The 16,391-nt window shown below is 69.3% G+C and carries 15 protein-coding genes and 1 pseudogene; 10 read left to right on the top strand and 6 right to left on the bottom strand.

Annotated elements, in window-relative coordinates; translation table 11 throughout:
• Positions 1 to 154 precede the first annotated feature (154 nt).
• Positions 155 to 1,423, bottom strand: coding sequence for an epoxide hydrolase family protein (locus tag ACWESM_RS05690; protein ID WP_364424943.1), 1,269 nt, complete (start codon positions 1,421 to 1,423; stop codon positions 155 to 157).
• Between the two features lie 138 nt (positions 1,424 to 1,561).
• Between ACWESM_RS05690 and ACWESM_RS05685 the strand changes: the two genes are divergently transcribed.
• A complete protein-coding gene (locus ACWESM_RS05685) occupies positions 1,562 to 2,380 on the top strand; it encodes an alpha/beta fold hydrolase (protein WP_355074868.1) in 819 nt (272 codons plus the stop codon).
• Between the two features lie 92 nt (positions 2,381 to 2,472).
• On the opposite strand, the gene ACWESM_RS05680 is transcribed toward ACWESM_RS05685, so the two are convergent.
• The 3 genes from ACWESM_RS05680 to ACWESM_RS05670 all read right to left on the bottom strand — a co-directional run bounded on the left by ACWESM_RS05680 (position 2,473) and on the right by ACWESM_RS05670 (position 4,492).
• The gene (locus tag ACWESM_RS05680) at positions 2,473 to 3,417 is read right to left on the bottom strand and encodes a type IV toxin-antitoxin system AbiEi family antitoxin domain-containing protein (protein WP_364424939.1); all 945 of its coding nucleotides are present in this window, start codon (positions 3,415 to 3,417) and stop codon (positions 2,473 to 2,475) included.
• Between the two features lie 89 nt (positions 3,418 to 3,506).
• Positions 3,507 to 4,136 (bottom strand): TetR/AcrR family transcriptional regulator, encoded by a 630-nt coding sequence (locus tag ACWESM_RS05675; RefSeq protein WP_397275020.1) that lies wholly within the window; start codon positions 4,134 to 4,136, stop codon positions 3,507 to 3,509.
• Entirely contained in the window at positions 4,136 to 4,492 is a 357-nt protein-coding gene (locus ACWESM_RS05670; RefSeq protein WP_364424936.1) for an SPW repeat domain-containing protein, read from the bottom strand. The genes ACWESM_RS05675 and ACWESM_RS05670 overlap by 1 nt, the downstream gene beginning before the upstream one ends.
• Before the next feature lie 216 nt (positions 4,493 to 4,708).
• Between ACWESM_RS05670 and ACWESM_RS05665 the strand changes: the two genes are divergently transcribed.
• The 3 genes from ACWESM_RS05665 to ACWESM_RS05655 all read left to right on the top strand — a co-directional run bounded on the left by ACWESM_RS05665 (position 4,709) and on the right by ACWESM_RS05655 (position 7,638).
• Positions 4,709 to 5,905, top strand: coding sequence for an NAD(P)/FAD-dependent oxidoreductase (locus ACWESM_RS05665; protein WP_364424934.1), 1,197 nt, complete (start codon positions 4,709 to 4,711; stop codon positions 5,903 to 5,905).
• A gap of 179 nt (positions 5,906 to 6,084) precedes the next feature.
• Entirely contained in the window at positions 6,085 to 6,846 is a 762-nt protein-coding gene (locus tag ACWESM_RS05660) for a glutamate racemase (RefSeq protein ID WP_364424932.1), read from the top strand.
• Positions 6,847 to 6,900: 54 nt separating this feature from the next.
• Positions 6,901 to 7,638: a DNA alkylation repair protein gene (locus ACWESM_RS05655; RefSeq protein WP_364424930.1), complete on the top strand. Its 738-nt coding sequence runs from the start codon at positions 6,901 to 6,903 to the stop codon at positions 7,636 to 7,638.
• 40 nt (positions 7,639 to 7,678) lie between these two features.
• Here the strand turns inward: ACWESM_RS05655 and ACWESM_RS05650 are convergent, their stop codons facing one another.
• Together ACWESM_RS05650 and mftR2 are read right to left on the bottom strand one after the other, a co-directional pair.
• Positions 7,679 to 8,734 (bottom strand): 2Fe-2S iron-sulfur cluster-binding protein, encoded by a 1,056-nt coding sequence (locus tag ACWESM_RS05650; RefSeq protein ID WP_452491036.1) that lies wholly within the window; start codon positions 8,732 to 8,734, stop codon positions 7,679 to 7,681.
• Positions 8,735 to 8,795: 61 nt separating this feature from the next.
• Positions 8,796 to 9,419 carry a mycofactocin system transcriptional regulator MftR2 gene (gene mftR2 / locus ACWESM_RS05645; RefSeq protein WP_355074852.1) on the bottom strand — a complete coding sequence of 208 codons (624 nt, stop codon included), beginning with the start codon at positions 9,417 to 9,419 and terminating at the stop codon, positions 8,796 to 8,798.
• Between the two features lie 334 nt (positions 9,420 to 9,753).
• Here mftR2 and mftA point away from each other — a divergent pair, with 334 nt between their 5' ends.
• The 6 genes and pseudogenes from mftA (at position 9,754) to ACWESM_RS05615 (ending at position 16,105) form a co-directional block, all read left to right on the top strand.
• Complete coding sequence (gene mftA, locus ACWESM_RS05640) at positions 9,754 to 9,852, top strand: mycofactocin precursor MftA (RefSeq protein ID WP_157170973.1); 99 nt, start codon at positions 9,754 to 9,756, stop codon at positions 9,850 to 9,852.
• A gap of 10 nt (positions 9,853 to 9,862) precedes the next feature.
• Positions 9,863 to 10,063 (top strand): annotated as a pseudogene (gene mftB / locus ACWESM_RS05635) (mycofactocin biosynthesis chaperone MftB); the annotation flags it as partial.
• A gap of 51 nt (positions 10,064 to 10,114) precedes the next feature.
• The gene (gene mftC, locus ACWESM_RS05630) at positions 10,115 to 11,425 is read left to right on the top strand and encodes a mycofactocin radical SAM maturase (RefSeq protein WP_364425208.1); all 1,311 of its coding nucleotides are present in this window, start codon (positions 10,115 to 10,117) and stop codon (positions 11,423 to 11,425) included.
• Positions 11,426 to 11,656: 231 nt separating this feature from the next.
• A complete protein-coding gene (gene mftF, locus ACWESM_RS05625; protein ID WP_452491035.1) occupies positions 11,657 to 13,057 on the top strand; it encodes a mycofactocin biosynthesis glycosyltransferase MftF in 1,401 nt (466 codons plus the stop codon).
• Positions 13,058 to 13,157: 100 nt separating this feature from the next.
• On the top strand, positions 13,158 to 14,609 hold the full coding sequence (mftG, locus tag ACWESM_RS05620) for a mycofactocin dehydrogenase MftG (protein ID WP_364424925.1): 1,452 nt from the start codon (positions 13,158 to 13,160) through the stop codon (positions 14,607 to 14,609).
• A 125-nt stretch (positions 14,610 to 14,734) separates the two neighbouring features.
• On the top strand, positions 14,735 to 16,105 hold the full coding sequence (locus tag ACWESM_RS05615) for a GAF domain-containing protein (protein ID WP_356963738.1): 1,371 nt from the start codon (positions 14,735 to 14,737) through the stop codon (positions 16,103 to 16,105).
• Positions 16,106 to 16,391 lie beyond the last annotated feature (286 nt).

Raw genomic sequence — 16,391 nt, 5'->3', positions numbered from 1 at the left:
ATACCTCTCCTACGCCACGTCGATTCCGGTGCCGCGCCGATAACACGCACGCCCCCCGCGATCCAGCCGGACTGCCGCCGCCGTAACGCGCGGGTTCGGTCCGTCCGGCCGCGTTCGCATCCCGGCGAAGGCCGTCCGCGCAGCGCGTGGCTGCTCACTCGGCAGTGGACGGGGTGCGGCCGCGGAAGGTGCGGCGCAGATCGTCGACCCACTGGGCCGGAATCTCCCACGGGATGAAGTGACCACCGTGGTCGTGGGCGGTGAGGTTGACGTGGTTGTACCAATCGCCGCGGTCGCTGTCGAGGAACGCTTGCACGCGCCGGTCGGTGTCGACGCCCGGCGGGTTCTCGTAGCCGACGAAGGTGATGCCGGTCGGAGCCTCGATGGGCGGCTGCCGGTCGTGCGACGGCGTCCAGGGATAGCGATTGTTGTTGGCATAGGTGCGGATGGACGTGCCGATGGAATTGGTGACCCAGAAGATCATCGCGTGGGTGAGCAGGTCGTCCTTGCCGAAGACCGACTCGATGTCGCCGCCGTTGTCGCTCCAGCTCACCCAGCGCTGCAAGATCCAGGCCAGCAACCCGGCGGGTGAGTCGGACAGCCCGTAGGCGAGAGTGCTCGGTTCGAGCACATGTGCGGTCAGGTGGACGGCGAAACGTCGTTCCAGTTCGAGGATCCGGTCGTGCACGGCGGCGGGCAGGCCCTCCGGGATGGGATTGCCGCCGGTGATGTCCCAGGCACGGTCGCCGCTGAACAGGGTCAGCTTCTGACCGGAGCCGATATGGATGCCGTACAGCTCGTCGGCGTACTTGTGCCCGAGTTGCCCGGTGACCAGCGCGCCGACGTCGCAGCCCGCCGCGGCGTACTTCGCGTGCCCGAGGGTCTCGGTCATCAGGACGTGCCAGAGGTCGGCGACCTTCCAGAAGTTCATGTCCGGGTTCTTCGGCAGCGGTGCGGAGAATCCGAATCCGGGGAACGACGGGACGATCACATCGAAGGCGTCGGCGGGGTCGCCGCCGAACGCCGCCGGGTCGGCCAGCGGGTCGATCACCTTGGCCCAATGCCAGAAGGTCCATGGCCAACCATGGGTGAGGATCAACGGCGTCGGGTCGGGTCCGACGCCCGGCTTCCGCAGGAAATGCACCGGCACCCCGTCGATCTCGACGAAGTAGTGGTCATAGGCGTTGAGTGCGGCCTCGGCCGCACGCCAGTCGTAATCGGTGCGCCAGTACTCGACCAGCTCCTGCAAATAGTCGCGGGACACGCCGTAGGACCAGTCGTCGTTTTCCGCGTCGACCGGCCAGCGGGTCAGTTCCAATCGCCGCCGCAGGTCGGCGAGCACGTCGTCGGATACATGAATAGGCGTGGGGTCCAGCGGGAACGGCCGCGTCTCGGCTCCACGCGAAGAGGGCTCCTGACTCACCGGGCCAGTATGCTCCGTGCGCTCTTCCGCGAGGCTGTGCAGAACATCACGGTGGGATTTGACCACCGAGGTAATCGCGGCTCGCGGCAGGCTCCGCTAGCGTCGGGAAGACGGACGGAGATCTGAGCGGAGGGCGCTGTGGTCGGGACCGGGCGGGCCGCGCGGCCCGAGATCACCGAAGGCGTGCTCGAGCACGGCATGCCGTACTTCGCGATCGGTTCCGGTCGGCCGCTGGTCTTTCTCCGGTGGTTCAGTCCCGACCACGCGAATCCCCGCGGTCGGATGCTCGACTCCGAGGTGAGAGTTCTGCGGCCGCTGGCGCGGAGCTTCCGGGTCTACGCGGTGGGACGCGCGCCCGGCATGGCCCAGGGCATCACGATGGCGGAGATCGCGGCCGAGCACGCCGACGCGCTGCGCGCCGAGTTCGGCGAGCCGGTCGACGTGCTCGGCATCTCCTCGGGCGGGTCGGTGGCGCTGCAACTCACCGCCGACCATCCCGAGGTCGTGCGCCGCCTCGTCGTCGCGTCGTCCGGATGCCGTTTGGATCCGGTCGCCAAGGAAGGCCAGATGCGTTACGCCGAAGCGGTTCTGCACGGGCGCCGCGCGATGCACCACCTGGCGTCGAGCAGCGTCTCCTCGCCCGCCGCCGCTCGTCTCGCGGCGGCCGCCATGTGGTTGCTGGACCCGTTGAGCCGCCCGCGCGACCCTGCCGACACGTACGCCTTTCTCCGCGCGGAGGACGAATTCGACATCACCGAGCGCCTCGGTGAGATCCAGGCCCCGACGCTCGTCATCGGAGGCGAACGAGACGCCGCCTACAGCCTCGCCACTTTCCGCCGCACCGCCGACGGCATCCCCGATTCCCACCTCGCCATCTATCCGGGCGCGGGGCACGTGAGCGCGCTCAGGCGCCCCCGCTTCGCCATCGACGTCGTCAACTTTCTCGACCAGCCCTGACTCGCCACCGCTGTGCGCCTGGATAGTCGTCGGCTGTTCCTCTCGGCTGGGCCGGGTGACGGCCCGCGGGACGCTGAAAGGGTTCGGCGCGTTCACGGTTCGGGGGTAGGAGTCCAGTAGCCGGCACGGTGGTGTACCGCGGCCGTGCGGATCGCCGCGCGGAGACGATCGGTCAACTGGGCGGGAGCGGACAGATCGCCCCAGGTCCAGCGCACGACCACCCAGCCGAGTGCGCGGAGCCGATCCGCGCGGACGTTCTCCGCCGTGACCACCCGAGCGGCGGGCGGCGCGGCTCGGCGGTGATCGCTTCCGTCGAATTCGCCGATCACACCGAGATCGGGAAACAGGAAATCGACACGGCCGACACAGATCTCGTCATCGGAGAAGACCCGAGCCTGCACTTCGGGAGCCGGAAGACCCGCCCGGTGCAGCAGGATCCGGCTCAGGGACACGCCGACGTTCGCGCTGCGCCCGTCCAGGAAGTCCAGCACGAGAGCGGCACGGCGGCATCCGGGCCTGCGCCGGGCCCGGCGCAGGTGTTCCCGCAGTTCCGCCGTGGTGGTCAAGCCCTGGCGTAGCGCGGAATCCCCGAGAGCGACGGACTGTTCGAATCCTTCCGAGCGCGCGATGTCCAAGACCGTCCGCGCCGGGGTGGTCACCCGTATGTCGTCGACCAAGGTGATCTCGTCGGGCTCCATCCGAGCCGAATGGACTACCACCCGTCGGCTCAGCCGGCCGCCGTTGATCCGGTTCCTGGTCAGATGGACCCGGTCGAGCGGAATGCCCCAGGTCGTCATCCCGTGCAGCACCGCCGCCGAACAGTGGCTCGTGACGGCGGAGTCGGACGTGGACTCCGCGGTGGCCAGCGTCATCAGCAGATGCCTGCCGGTGGCGCCGAGACCGGAGCCCGGCGCGCTCAGATAGTGCCCGGCGCGCAGGCGCTGCCATTTCCCGGTTCTGCACAGCCGGTGCAATGTCTTGTCGGACAGACCGGATGCCAGCGCCTGCTGACGCGAGATCAGTTGCGGTGCTTCCATACCGACGATCGTGATCGACCGGCGATCCGGGAAACCCCCGCGCGGCGGCGCATGTGGACAACGCGCGGGCTGTAGACAACTCCGGGAAGTCAGCCCATCTGGGTCATTCCGGCCGCGACCACCTGGGCTACGTTCAGCACTTCGTCGGCGGTGGGCAGCGGCACGCCGTCGAGCGCGTGCAGCCGGTCGGTGCTGGCGATCGCGAACATCGCCGAGACCCAGGCCGCGGCGCACGCGCGCAGGGTTCCGGGACGGACCGGGCCGGGGGCGCTCGCCTGGAGCACCTTCGCGGTCACCTCCAGCATCTGGCCGCGCAGGCGGCGCAGTTGCCGCCGCACGTCGGGATGGGTGTCGGCCTCCCGCCACAGGATCACCCGCAGTACCGACGAGTGGTGGTCGCGCAGGTTCAGCGCGGCGTCGAGGTTGACCAGGCTCGCCGCCGGATCTCCCGGCGTAACCACGGTGCCGATGTCGTCGATCGGCCGCGCGGGCACCCGCTCGGACATCAAGGCGGACAGGATCGAATCCTTGGTCGGGAAGTAGTAGAAGACGAGTCCTTTGGGGACGCAGGCCGCGGCGGCGATGGCCGCCGTCGCGGTGGCGTCGTATCCCTGTGCCGCGAAGAGGTCCTCCGCGGCGTCGAGGATCAACTGCCGAGCGTCGCCGTCGGCTTTCGCGCTGCGGCGGCGTCCGGCGCGCCGGGTTCCCGGTCGCTGCATCAGTGATGCGGAGCCATGTCGTGCAGACGCCCCGACACCGTCGGCAGCGCCGCGACCGCGACCACCGCCGTCACCACCCCGACTACCCATGCGGTCCAGGATGCGCTGCGGTACGCGGTGTAGTCCATGGCCCACGGCGAGATGAACAACAGCAGGCCGCACAGGCCCATCGCGTAGTCCGCCGACGCCATGTCGGGGCGGGCCATCTGCGCCAGACCGGTGAGCGCGATGAGCACGCCGAGCACGATCAGCGCCCACATGGCGTTGTTGTTGTGGTCGACCCACAGGGGTGACAGTGCGGCGAAGGCTCCGAGCACGACGGCCAGGAGATCCTGCGCGCGGCTCTCGGTGAACATGTGTACCTCCTCAGGCTGTGCGTATGTCCTGACCTCGGTCTAGTCCTGATTGACCGCCCGATCAACATCGGAACGGACACGGTTGTGCGACGGTTGACCGGCCGCTCCGCGTGACGGTCCTCACAGAGGAATGAACCAAGCAGAGGTTAGGGTGAGCTTCGTCGCACCGCCGGTTCCGCGGAATCGGCGGCCGGATTCCACTGAAGGGATGGCCGCATGACCGCGCCGATCGTGATCGTCGGAGCCGGCCTCGCCGGCCTGCGCACCGCGGAGGAATTGCGCCGCGCGGGCTATGCGGGCGACCTCGTGCTCATCGGTGACGAGTCGCGGTTGCCCTACGACCGGCCGCCGCTTTCCAAGCAGTTCGTACGCGGCGAAACCGATGACACCACACTGCGTCCGAGCGAGTTCTACGCCGAGAAGCAGATCGATCTGCGCCTGAGCACCGAAGCCGTCGGGGTCGACACCGGTGCGCGCCGCGTTCGCCTCGCCGACGGCGCCACGCTGGACTATGACCAGCTGATCATCGCCACGGGTCTGCGCCCGCGCCGTCTGCCCGGCCTGCCCGAGTTGCGCGGCGTGCACGTGCTGCGCGGCCATTCCGACGCCGTAGCCCTGCGCGCCGATCTGAGCGGCGCGAGCACCGCGCTGGTCGTCGGCGCCGGCTTCATCGGCTGCGAACTCGCCGCGAGTTTCCGGGCGGCGGGAGTGGATGTCGTGCTGGTCGAACCGCAGGCGACGCCACTGGCCTCGGTGCTCGGCGAAGCGGTGGGCGAACTGGTCGCGCGGATGCATCGCGCGGAAGGGGTGGATCTGCGCTGCGGCATCGGCGTGGACACCCTGTTCGGCGACGAGTCGGGGCGGGTGCGCGGTGCGCGGCTGTCCGACGGTACCGAGATCGCCGCCGACCTCGTCGTGATCGGCGTGGGTTCGCGGCCGGTGACCGAATGGCTGCGCGATTCCGGGATCGCGCTGGCCGAACCGTCGGCCGGTGGCGGCGTGCTCGCCGACGAGGTGGGACGGACCTCCGCCGACGGCGTCTGGGCGGTCGGCGACGTGGCGGCCTGGCTGCACGAGACCGGACTCCGCAAGCGTGTCGAACACTGGACCAACGCCGGTGAACAGGCCAAATTGGTCGCCTGCGCGCTGCTGGGCGCCGAACCGCCCACGGCGGCGCGCGTCCCGTACTTCTGGAGCGACCAGTACGACGTCAAGATCCAGGCCCTCGGCACTCCCGGCGCGACCGACGAGGTGCACATCGCCTCCGACGACGGCCGCAAATTCCTCGCCTACTACGCCCAGGGCGGCAACCTCACCGGCGTCGTCGGCGCGGGCATGACGGCACAGGTGATGAAGGCCCGTGCCAAGATCGCGTCCGGTGCGCCGGTGACCGAGTTGCTCGCACCCAGCTGAGGGCGCGCCCGGCGGGAGCCGCGGAACGGCGGCTACGGCATCGAGCAGGTACGGGTACCGGTCGCCGAATCCTCCGCGACTATGGCCGCCGTGGCCCGCGTGCGCGCGCCGGTTGCGGAGCGTGCGCCGCGGCGCGCACGGCGTGTGGGGGTGTCATGGGGCTGTAATACGGTGGTGCGGTGATCGTCGCGCTCATCGACTCGGGTCTGGGGTTGCTGCCCACTGCCGCTTGGTTGCGCAAGTTGCGGCCCGACGTGGATCTGCTGCTGCAGCTGGATCCGGACGGGGCGCCGTGGGGGCCGAAGCCGGAGGACTGGGTGGTCGAGCGGGTGGTGAACGCCGCGCGGGCCTCGCTTCGTTCGGGCGCGGAGGTGATCGTGCTGCCGTGCAACACCGCCAGCGTGACGGCGCTGGAGCACGTGCGCGCGGAGGTCGGGCCCGGCGTGCCGGTGATCGGCACCGTGCCCGCGATCAAGCCCGCGGCGGCCGTGTGCCGGTCGGTGGCGGTCTGGGCCACCGCGGCGACCACGGCGAGCCGGTACCAGGCCGATCTGATCGCCAAATTCGGCGGCGACGCCGATGTGGTCGGGGTGGCGTGTCACGGGTTGGCGGACGCGATCGACCGTGGCGACCTGACCGCCGCCCACGAAGCGATCGGCAGCGCGGCGGAGCGGACGCCGCCCGGCGTGGAAGGCGTGGTGCTCGGCTGCACGCACTACCCGCTGGTGACCGACGCGATCGTGGCCGCGTTGCCAAACGGCGTCCGGCTCTTCGACAGCGCGCAAGCCGTTGCCGCGCAGACCATTCGGCGCATCGAGGCGCTGGGCCGCCCCACCACGGGTACCGGGGTGATCCGGGTGCTCAACAGCGGTCGGCCCGGTGCGCTGCCCACCAGCGCGGCCGCCTTCGAGTCCGGCCGCGTACTGGGCGCGCAGGGGTGAACCGCTGCCCGGCGCGGGCGCGTCCGCCACTTCTCGGAACAGGAGCATGGTTCGATGACCGACTCGGTGACCGCGGCCGACGTGCGGGCGGCGTTGCGGGAACTGGCGAATCCGGCTGATGCGACGCAGCTACAGCGGTTCTTCAAGACCGGTCCCGGCGAATACGGCGAGGGTGACGTGTTCCTCGGCGTCCGGGTACCGGCGAGCCGCCGGGTCGCCAAGCGCTTCGCGACACTTCCGCTCGACGAGATCGACCGGCTGCTCGACAGCGACGTGCACGAAGACCGGTTCGCCGCGCTGGTGATCTTGAACGCGCGATTCGCCAAGGCGTCCCAGCCGCGCTCCTTCGACGACGCCGCCCGCGCCGCCATGGTGCGGTTGTATCTGGCGGCCGTGCGCCGCGGACGGGTGAACAACTGGGATCTGGTGGACGTGTCGGCGGAGAACATCGTCGGCCCGTGGCTGCTGGACAAACCGCGTGACCTGCTGTTCGAGCTGGCGGCCACCGAGTCGCTGTGGGAGCGGCGGGTGGCGTTGCTGTCCACGTTCGCGTTCATCAAGGCGGGTGATGCCTCGACTACCTTCGCGCTGTGTGAACTGCTGCTCGACGACCGGCGCGACCTGATCCAGAAGGCGCTGGGCTGGATGCTGCGCGAAGTCGGCAAGCGCGTCGACCGCGGCCTGCTGACCGGATTCCTCGACCGGCACGCCCCGGCCATGGGACGCACCGCGTTGAGCTACGCGACCGAGCATCTGCCGCACGGGGCTCGCGCGGAATACCGCGCGCGATAGGCGAAGCAAACGATCGGCGAATTATTTCAGGCGAGCGCGCTCAGAACTGGATCTTCAGGTGGTCGGTCACCGGGTGCGCCTGGCAGCCGAGGATGTAACCGTTCTCGATATCCTCCGGGTCGAGAATTTCGGCGTTGTCCATTTCGACCTTGCCTTCCAGCACCGTGCACGCGCACGAGCCGCACTCGCCTTCCTGGCAGGAGTAGGGCACGTCCAAGCCCTTGGCCAGCATGATGTCCACCAGCGTCTGCTTGCGCGGCCACTTCAGTTCGTGCACTTCGCCGTCGAGTTCGACTTCCACGGTCGCCGCGTCGGCCGCCTCCTCGTCGGAGACCTCGACCGGCGCCTGATCGGCGAACGGATCGCCGGCCAGCGAGTTGAACACCTCGGCGTGCGTGCGCGTGCGCGGCACGCCCAGTTGCCCGAGCGCGTCGTGCACCCGGTCCATGAACGGTTTCGGCCCGCACATGTACGCGTCGTAGCCGCGATACGGGGCGACGAGGGTGGCCAGCGCGTCGGCCGTCGGCAGGCCCTGCAGGTACTCCAGCCAGTGGATCACGGTGAGCCGCTGCGGGTGCTTGTCTGCCAGATCGCGCAGCTCACCGGCGAAGATCACGGACTCGTGGTCGCGGTTGGCGTAGACCAGCACGATGCGGCCGTTTCCGCGGGCCAGGGCCGACTTGAGGATGGACATGACCGGCGTGATGCCGCTGCCCGCGCCGAACAGCAGCAGGTCGTCGTCGAGATCCTTCGGGGTGAAGACGCCGGAGGGCGGCAGCACCTCGATCTGGTCGCCCTCTTTCACGTTGTCGCACACCCAGTTCGACCCGTAGCCGCCCTCGGTCCGCTTGACGGTCACCTTCGGACGGTCGTCGGTGTAGGGCGAGCTGGCCAGGGAGTAGCACCGCGCCACCGAGCCGGTCCGGTCGCTGGGGATGCGCAGGGTGAGGAACTGTCCCGGCTGGTAACGGAACTTCTCGGCCAGCTCGTCGGGAACGTCGAAGACCAGCGAGCGGGTGTCGGCCGTCTCGGCGATGACCGCGAACACCCGCAGCACGACCGAGCGCGAGCCGTGGGGAACCTCGACAGTGGTCATGTCGTCCTCTCGAACCTGGCACGGGCAACCCGCGACGCAAAAACTAGAACGTGTTTCAGTTTCATCGTACGTCGGTCGTCGCCTGGCGGACAAGCTGGGCTTCCAGACCGGCGATCAGCACCTCCATGCCGAAGTCGTAGGAGTAGCGTCCGCGCAGGTCACCGATGTACCGGGTGGCCCGATCGACAACCGGTGGCAGCGTGACATCGGCAGGCGCCGAGCGGTCGCGCGGGTTCACCCGGCTGCGGCCGAACAGGTAGGTGTGGATGGTGGCGTAGGCGGCGAGGATGTTGCGATCGCCGAACCCCGCGTCGTCGAGGATGTCCATGATCGCGGCGATCAGGTCCAGCTGTTTGCCCAGCATCTGCTCGATCAGGATGTCGCCGAGGCCGGGATGCTTGCGCAGCTTCTCGTCGATCTGGTCGACGAGATCGCGCAGCCGATGCTGCCACGTGCCGGATTCGGCCGGTGGCGTGCGCACTCCGGTGAGGGCCGCGCTGGCGACCAGATCCAGCAGCTCGCGCTTGTCGGCGACGTAGTAGTAGGGCGCCATCGGGGAGACGCCGAGTTCGCGGGAGAGTCGCCGCATCGACAGTTTCTCCACGCCGTCCTCGCGTACCACCCGCAGCGCGGCCTCGACGATCTCGGACTCCGACAGCGTGCTGCCGCCCCCGTTCGTCTGCATTCGTCCGACTCCCATGCCACCTCTACCACTGCGGGCGTGCTGCCCGTCACATTCTGTTCAGCTGCTTGCCACCCGCAGTCTAGAGCGCCGGGCATCGGTCCCGTCGCCGCCTGTTCCACTCGGCTCGCGGCGGAATCGGCTCCTCGCTCGGCGCGCGCGGCGGCTGGGACCTCCCGGATCGCCGGATAAGTGAAACCTGTTGTTTTGTCAGTTCATGACGTTATTGTGTGAGCACGGACTGCACCGGGCAGTTCGCACACGGATCGTCCTCGCGGAGGTAGCCATGCCGGAATACGGGTCCACCGGACACGCAGACACCGACAACACCGGACGGATGGAGGCCGCCGCCGCGCGGTCGGCCGAAGAAGCGCCGCTGGTCGAGGAGAGCCTCATCGAAGAGGTGTCCATCGACGGCATGTGCGGCGTCTACTGACGGGCGGTCGATGACGATGCTCGATCTCGATACCCGCTGGCAGCTGCATCCGCGAGTGGCGCTGCGTCCGGAGCCGTTCGGCGCGCTGCTCTACCACTTCGGCACGCGCAAGCTCTCCTTCCTGAAGAATCCGCGGATCGTCGAGATCGTCCGGTCGCTGCCGGAGCACACGTCGGCGCGCACCGCCCTGCGCGCGGCGGGCGTGCCGGAGAAGAACGCCGCGGCTTACGTCAAAGCGCTGACACAGCTGGCCGAATCCGACATGATCATCGGTGCGCCGGCCGGCGCACCGACGGCGCCCTCCGTCGCGAGCGCGGCCACGGCGCCGCCGTCGACGGCGGGGGTGGTCCCGCCGTCGGACGCGGCGGTTCGCCTGGTGGACCGCTTCGAGTCCGGTCTCGCCGCGCCGATCTGTCTGACCTGGGAACTCACCTACGCCTGCAACCTGTCCTGCGTGCACTGCCTGTCGTCTTCGGGGCGCAGGGATCCGCGCGAGCTGAGCACCGAGCAGTGCAAGGCGCTGATCGACGAGTTCGAACGTATGCAGGTGTTCTACGTGAACATCGGCGGTGGCGAGCCCACCGTGCGCCCGGACTTCTGGGAACTGGTCGACTACGCGACCGCGCACCATGTGGGCGTGAAGTTCTCCACCAACGGAGTGCGGATCACGCCCGAGGTCGCGGCCCGGCTTGCCGCCAGTGACTACGTCGACGTGCAGGTGTCGCTGGACGGCGCCGACGCCGAGGTCAACGACGCCGTGCGCGGGCCTGGCTCCTACGCCATGGCCATTCGCGCGCTGGAGAATCTCGCCGCGGCGGGTTTCCGGGACGCGAAGCTGTCGGTGGTGGCGACCAGGCACAACATCGCACAGCTCGACGAGTTCCGCGCCATCGCCGAAAAGTACGGCGCCACCTTGCGTTTGACCAGGTTGCGGCCGTCGGGCCGGGGTGCGGACGTGTGGGACGACTTGCATCCCACGCCCGATCAGCAGCGCGTCCTCTACGACTGGCTGCTGCGCAACGGGGAGGGCGTGCTCACCGGCGACTCGTTCTTCCACCTGTCGGCGTTCGGCGCGGCGCTGCCGGGGCTGAACATGTGCGGTGCGGGACGGGTGGTCTGTCTGGTCGACCCGGTGGGTGACGTCTATGCCTGCCCGTTCGCCATTCACGATCGGTTCCACGCCGGAAACGTCGTGGCCGACGGCGGTTTCGAGGCGGTATGGCGATCCTCGGAACTGTTCGGGGAGCTGCGCGAGCCCAGTGGCGGCGGCGCGTGCGCCTCGTGCAGCCATTACGACGCCTGCCGCGGCGGCTGCATGGCGGCGAAGTTCTTCACCGGGCTGCCCGCCGACGGGCCTGATCCGGAGTGCGTCCAGGGGTACGGCGAAGCGGCGCTGGCCGACACGGCGCGGATGATCCCGCGTTCGTCGGTCGACCATTCCCGCCGGGTCGCCCCGCGCGCGGGCGGGCGCAAGGGCGGACCGGTTCCGCTGACGCTGAGCGCGACGCGCCCGGCCGGATTCACGCCGGAACGCCGCCCGGCGCGGGCCTGCGACGAGAGCCCGCTGGCATGAAGCCATGAAGTTTGCCAAAAGTATGCTGAGAGCACGGGTGTGGCTATCGTCCGGTCGTCGACCGGGCGATAGCCGCTCCGTTGCCGGATGCTGGGAAACGGGTGCGAGCGAACACTCGGCATCGGGTACGGCGCGCGGCCGTTCCGGTGGCGGGCCGGTTTCGCCCGGAAATCTGCCGTTTTTTCCGGACTGTTGATGTCTACCCGCGAAACTCCGCCTAGCATGCCAGGAATGCGCCATGATCGCCTGCCCGATGGATTCGGGGTGCGGATCGATCCCCGGGTACGCGCATACTCCGGCGGGCGGGTTCTGATCGGCGGTTCGCCGGCCAGGTTGCTGCGACTTGCCCCGGAGGCCGCCGAGATGATCGGCGACGGGTACCTCGAGGTGACCGGCCCGAAGTCCGCCGTCGTTGCCAGACGGCTGCTCGACTCCGGAGTGGCCAACCCCCGCCCCCGGCTGCTGCCTTCGCCGGACGACGTCACCGTCATCGTGCCGCTGCACAACAACGCCGAGGGACTGGCGCGGCTGCTCGCCGCGTTGCGCGGGCACAACGTCATCGTGGTCGACGACGGGTCCGACCAGCCGGTGCGGATACCGCGCAACCGTGGCACCAGGTGCCGGGTGACCGTGCTGCGGCACGACCGCAAGCAGGGACCCGCGGCCGCGCGCAACGCCGGCTTGCGGGCGGCGACAACCGACTTCGTCGCATTCCTGGATTCCGACGTGGTGCCGCGCAGCGGGTGGCTGGAAGTGATGCTCGGCCATTTCAGCGACCCCGGGGTGGCGCTGGTCGCCCCGCGGATCGTCGCGCTGGACCCGGAGTCCAACGCGCTGGCGCGCTACGAGCACACCCGCTCCTCGCTCGACCTGGGCAGGCGCGAGGCTGCGGTGCACTCGCGCGGGCTGGTGTCCTACGTGCCGAGCGCGGCGCTGCTGGCGCGGCGCAGGGCGCTGCTGGAACAAGGCGGCTTCGACGAGTCGATGCACGTCGCCGAGGACGTCGACCTGTGCTGGCGGCTGGAGCGGGCGTGCTGGCGGCTGCGCTACGAGCCCGCGGCCCACGTGGCGCACGACCACCGGGTGTGCTTCCGCGCGTGGTTCGGCCGAAAGCTGTTCTACGGCACCGGCGCGGCGCCGCTGGGCGAGCGGCACGCGGGAACGGTGTCACCGCTGTCGGTGCCGTCCTGGACGCTGCTGGCCGCGTTCCTGTTCGCGACGCTCACCAAGTGGGGACTGTTCGGCGGCATCGTCACCCTGATCACCGCGCTGGCCCGGTTGCGCCGCGTCTTCGCCGGGCTGGACAACTCCACCCGGATCGCCGCGATCTATCTGGCGCGCGGCTTCTTCGCCGGACTATGGCGTCTGGCCTCGGCGATGTGCAGGCATTACTGGCCGATCACGGTGCTGGCGATGTTCTTCTCCCGTCGGGTGCGGCGCATCGCGATCACCATGGCCGTCGCGGACGGATTGGCCGACTGGTTCACCCACCGCGACTCGGGCGGCCTCGATCCCGTCCGCTACACCGTCTACAAGCGCCTCGACGACATCGCCTACGGCACCGGCCTGTGGCTCGGCGCGTTCCGCGCGCGCAGCGTGGAAGCGCTGAAACCCACCACACCATCCCGTTGATCGACCCGAATAACCCGCGATGACCTGGATCTTGCCCGCACCCTCGCCGCGCCGCCGTCCGGCTACGCGGACCGCGCCGAGATACTGAACGGGAGTCCGAATGGCCGACACGCTCATCGTCGGGGGCGGTACCGCCGGGTGCGTCCTGGCGGAGCGGTTGAGCGCCGATCCGGCGCACACGGTGCGGCTGCTCGAAGCCGGTCGGATGTGGAGCAGTCGCGAGGCGATGCCCGCCGAATTGCTGGACGCCGCGTCGCTGCCGATCGGTCCGGAGGCCCCGTGGCTATGGCGTTACGAGGTGGTCCTCGCCGACGACCCGCCGGTGCCGGCAACCATCGTGCGCGGCAAGGTGATCGGCGGCTCGGGGGCGGTCAACGGCGGTTACTTCGTCCGTGCCACGGTGGCGGATTTCGACGCATGGAGCCGGGTGCTCGGCGACTCGGACAGCTGGTCGTTCGATTCCGTGCTTCCGCTCTACTGCCGGATCGAGCGTGACCTCGACTTCGGCGAACAGCCCTGGCACGGCGACCGCGGCCCGATTCCCGTGGTGCGCAGCTCGGATCCCTCGCCGGTCAGCGCGGCGTTCACGGAGGCCTGCCTCGCGTCCGGGTTCGCCGAGGTGCCCGATCTCAATGCCCCCGGCAGCGGGGAGGGGGTGGGCGCGGTGCCGTGCAATTGCGACCGAGGCAGGCGCATCGGCCCGTCGATCGGCTATCTGCTGCCCGCGCTGACCCGCCCGAACCTGACCGTCGCCGGGGAAACGTCGGTCACGCGCATCCGTTTCGACGGAACCCGTGCGGTCGGCGTGGAGTACGTACGCGATGGCGAGAGCGGCATCGAGTGGGCCGACCGGATCGTGCTCTGCGCGGGCGCGATCGAGTCGGCCACGCTGCTGTTGCGCTCCGGCATCGGCGACCCGGAACGGCTGCGCCCCCTCGGTATCCCGGTCGTGCACGCCGCCCCGGTGGGCTCCTGGCTCAGCGACCATCCGGAAGTGGGCATCTCCTATCTGCTGCACCTGGCCGAACCGCCGAGCGTCCCGCTGGAGACGGTGCTCGAGGTGGACGATGTCGAAATCCGGCCGTACGCCGTGTCGTTCACACCCGGGGTGCGCAGGCTCGGCGTCACACTGATGCGGCCGCGATCCTCCGGCGTGCTCCGCTTGCGGTCGGCCGACCCCGGCGCCGCGCCGCTGATCGACTACCGCTACCTGACCGCCGACCAGGATCGCGCCCGATTACGCGACGCGGTGGCGACCGCGGGCGGGCTGCTGCGACGAATGAACGCGCGGCCGGTCGATCCGATTCCGCGGCCCGCGGATCTCGATGCCTGGTTACGCGCGAATCTCGCCACTTCGCAACATTTGTCCGGAACCTGTCGAATGGGCCGGGAAAACGATGCGGCTGCCGTGGTGGACGAGCGCTGCCGGGTGCGCGGAGTTACCGGGTTGTCCGTGGTGGATCTCTCCGTGGTGCCGGTGCCGCTCGGTCGTGGACCGCAGGCCACGACCATGGTGATCGCGGAAAAGGCGGCCGCACACCTGTGCTCGTGAAGTGAAAGACGGTTCGGTCACAATTTGCCGGGATGCGCACCGGGTGTGACCTGGCGGACAAAGCCGAACATCGGTCGTTCCCGCCCTGAGTGCGCCGGTACAGTTTGGGGCGGAAAGAAAGGCAAATGGTCAGCAACATCGCAGGTGGGCGACCCCCACGGCCGGGCGTGGAGCCGGGCGCCCAACTCGGTGCGCTCGAAGTCTACGCCGCGCAGGCGCACGGATATCTCGGCGCGGGTGGCGATCAACTTGCCCGCCTCGCCGGTCTGCTGCGTCCCGCCGTGCTGGAGTCCTGGCTGCGCAGCTTGCGCGGCGGGGTCGATCCGATGGACGCGGTCGACGGCCGCGGTCTGCGCGGCGCCGATCTGCAGCGCTATCTCCAGGCACATCCGATCGCCGCGCTGATGCCGCTGATCGACAAATTGCTCGTACAGGACACGGCCAGAACAGGTTTGATCGTCGTGGTGGCCGATCAGTTCGGCCGGGTGCTCTCGGTGCACGGTGGTGACGAACAGGTCGCGGCCGCCGCGGAGATCGGCCTGCGCGCCGGTGACGACCTGAGCGAGCGCCGCATCGGGACGAACGCGGTCGGCCTGGTGGTGCGTACCGGGCGCGCCGCGTGGATCCACGGCCCGGAGCACTTCCTGCACCGGATGCACCAGATCACCGGAGCCGCGGCCCCGGTGCACGATCCGGACGGCAGGCTGGTGGGAGTGCTGATGATCGCGGGCGGCGTCCGGGTGGCCAAGCCGGAGATTCTCGCCCTGATCAAAGCCACCGCCACGGCCGCGGAGATGGACCTGCTGCTCACCGCGATACGGTCCGGCGAGCGTCGGAACGACGGTCGCGGCAGGCGTGACCCGGCGCAGCCGCACCCGGCGGGCAGGCTCGCGCTCGACGTGCTCGGCCTCGGTCAGCCGCAACTGAGCGTCGCGGATGATCGAGTGCCCCTGTCGCAGCGGCATGCCGAGATCCTGCTGCTGCTGGCCGAACATCCGGAGGGACTCGGCGCCGATCATCTCGCGCTGTTGCTCGATGACACCGATCTGGACAACGGCACCATCCGCGCGGCCGTGTCCCGCTTGCGTTCGGTGGTCGGTCCGACCGTGTTCGGTTCGCGGCCTTACCGTTTGCGCGTTCCGGTCGCAACCGATGTGGAGGCTTTGCGCGCGGCGCTCGACTCCGGTGATGTCGATTCCGCATTACGGCTCTATGCCGGGCCGGTGCTGCCGCGTTCGACCGCGCCGGGCATCATCGATATTCGCGACGAACTGCGGGTTCGATTGCGCACAGCGGTGCTGGCTTCGGGCGACCCGGCGGTGCTGCGCCGGTGGACCGCGTGTCCGGAGGGGCGCGACGACGCCGCGGCGTGGGCGGCCTACCGGGCCACGGTCGATCGTGACTCGCCGCTGTACGCGCAGATCGAGGCCAAGATCCGGGTACTGGATCGCCGCCTCGGCGCCGATGCAACGCGAATGCAACGTTTCGGCTCATAGTCTGCACAGCCATCGGCGTCGCCGCGGTCGATGTGATCGCGCAAGACGCTTTGCCCTGGACTTCCGGCCCTGGTAGCCGCGTTGGACAAGCGTCCAGAAGTTTTTAGTGCAAATTGTTCCCTTTTATTAACGAAGCGCCTAATGTTCGCAATGCACGGATCACGACCGTGTGACGTAGCTGACATAGCCGTGGCGCCCGCTCCACGGCGATGACGTTGGAGGATTGGCGGCTTTCCGCGCGAGCGTGCCCGAGCACCGCTCGCGCTCTCATCGAATCGCACGTGGT

The organism is Nocardia sp. NPDC003999 (assembly GCF_053604885.1).
Note: the sequence above shows the minus strand (reverse complement) of the source record. Positions and strands in the feature narration are given on the sequence as shown.

Bases quoted from the DNA above. Each gene is read 5' to 3' on its own strand.
- ACWESM_RS05680 (WP_364424939.1), bottom strand. From the start codon at position 3,417: ATGGAAGCACCGCAACTGATCTCGCGTCAGCAGGCGCTGGCATCCGGT.
- ACWESM_RS05675 (WP_397275020.1), bottom strand. From the start codon at position 4,136: ATGCAGCGACCGGGAACCCGGCGCGCCGGACGCCGCCGCAGCGCGAAA.
- ACWESM_RS05670 (WP_364424936.1), bottom strand. From the start codon at position 4,492: ATGTTCACCGAGAGCCGCGCGCAGGATCTCCTGGCCGTCGTGCTCGGA.
- ACWESM_RS05665 (WP_364424934.1), top strand. From the start codon at position 4,709: ATGACCGCGCCGATCGTGATCGTCGGAGCCGGCCTCGCCGGCCTGCGC.
- ACWESM_RS05655 (WP_364424930.1), top strand. From the start codon at position 6,901: ATGACCGACTCGGTGACCGCGGCCGACGTGCGGGCGGCGTTGCGGGAA.
- ACWESM_RS05650 (WP_452491036.1), bottom strand. From the start codon at position 8,734: ATGACCACTGTCGAGGTTCCCCACGGCTCGCGCTCGGTCGTGCTGCGG.
- mftR2 (WP_355074852.1), bottom strand. From the start codon at position 9,419: ATGCAGACGAACGGGGGCGGCAGCACGCTGTCGGAGTCCGAGATCGTC.
- mftA (WP_157170973.1), top strand. From the start codon at position 9,754: ATGGAGGCCGCCGCCGCGCGGTCGGCCGAAGAAGCGCCGCTGGTCGAG.
- mftC (WP_364425208.1), top strand. From the start codon at position 10,115: ATGATCATCGGTGCGCCGGCCGGCGCACCGACGGCGCCCTCCGTCGCG.
- mftF (WP_452491035.1), top strand. From the start codon at position 11,657: ATGCGCCATGATCGCCTGCCCGATGGATTCGGGGTGCGGATCGATCCC.
- mftG (WP_364424925.1), top strand. From the start codon at position 13,158: ATGGCCGACACGCTCATCGTCGGGGGCGGTACCGCCGGGTGCGTCCTG.
- ACWESM_RS05615 (WP_356963738.1), top strand. From the start codon at position 14,735: ATGGTCAGCAACATCGCAGGTGGGCGACCCCCACGGCCGGGCGTGGAG.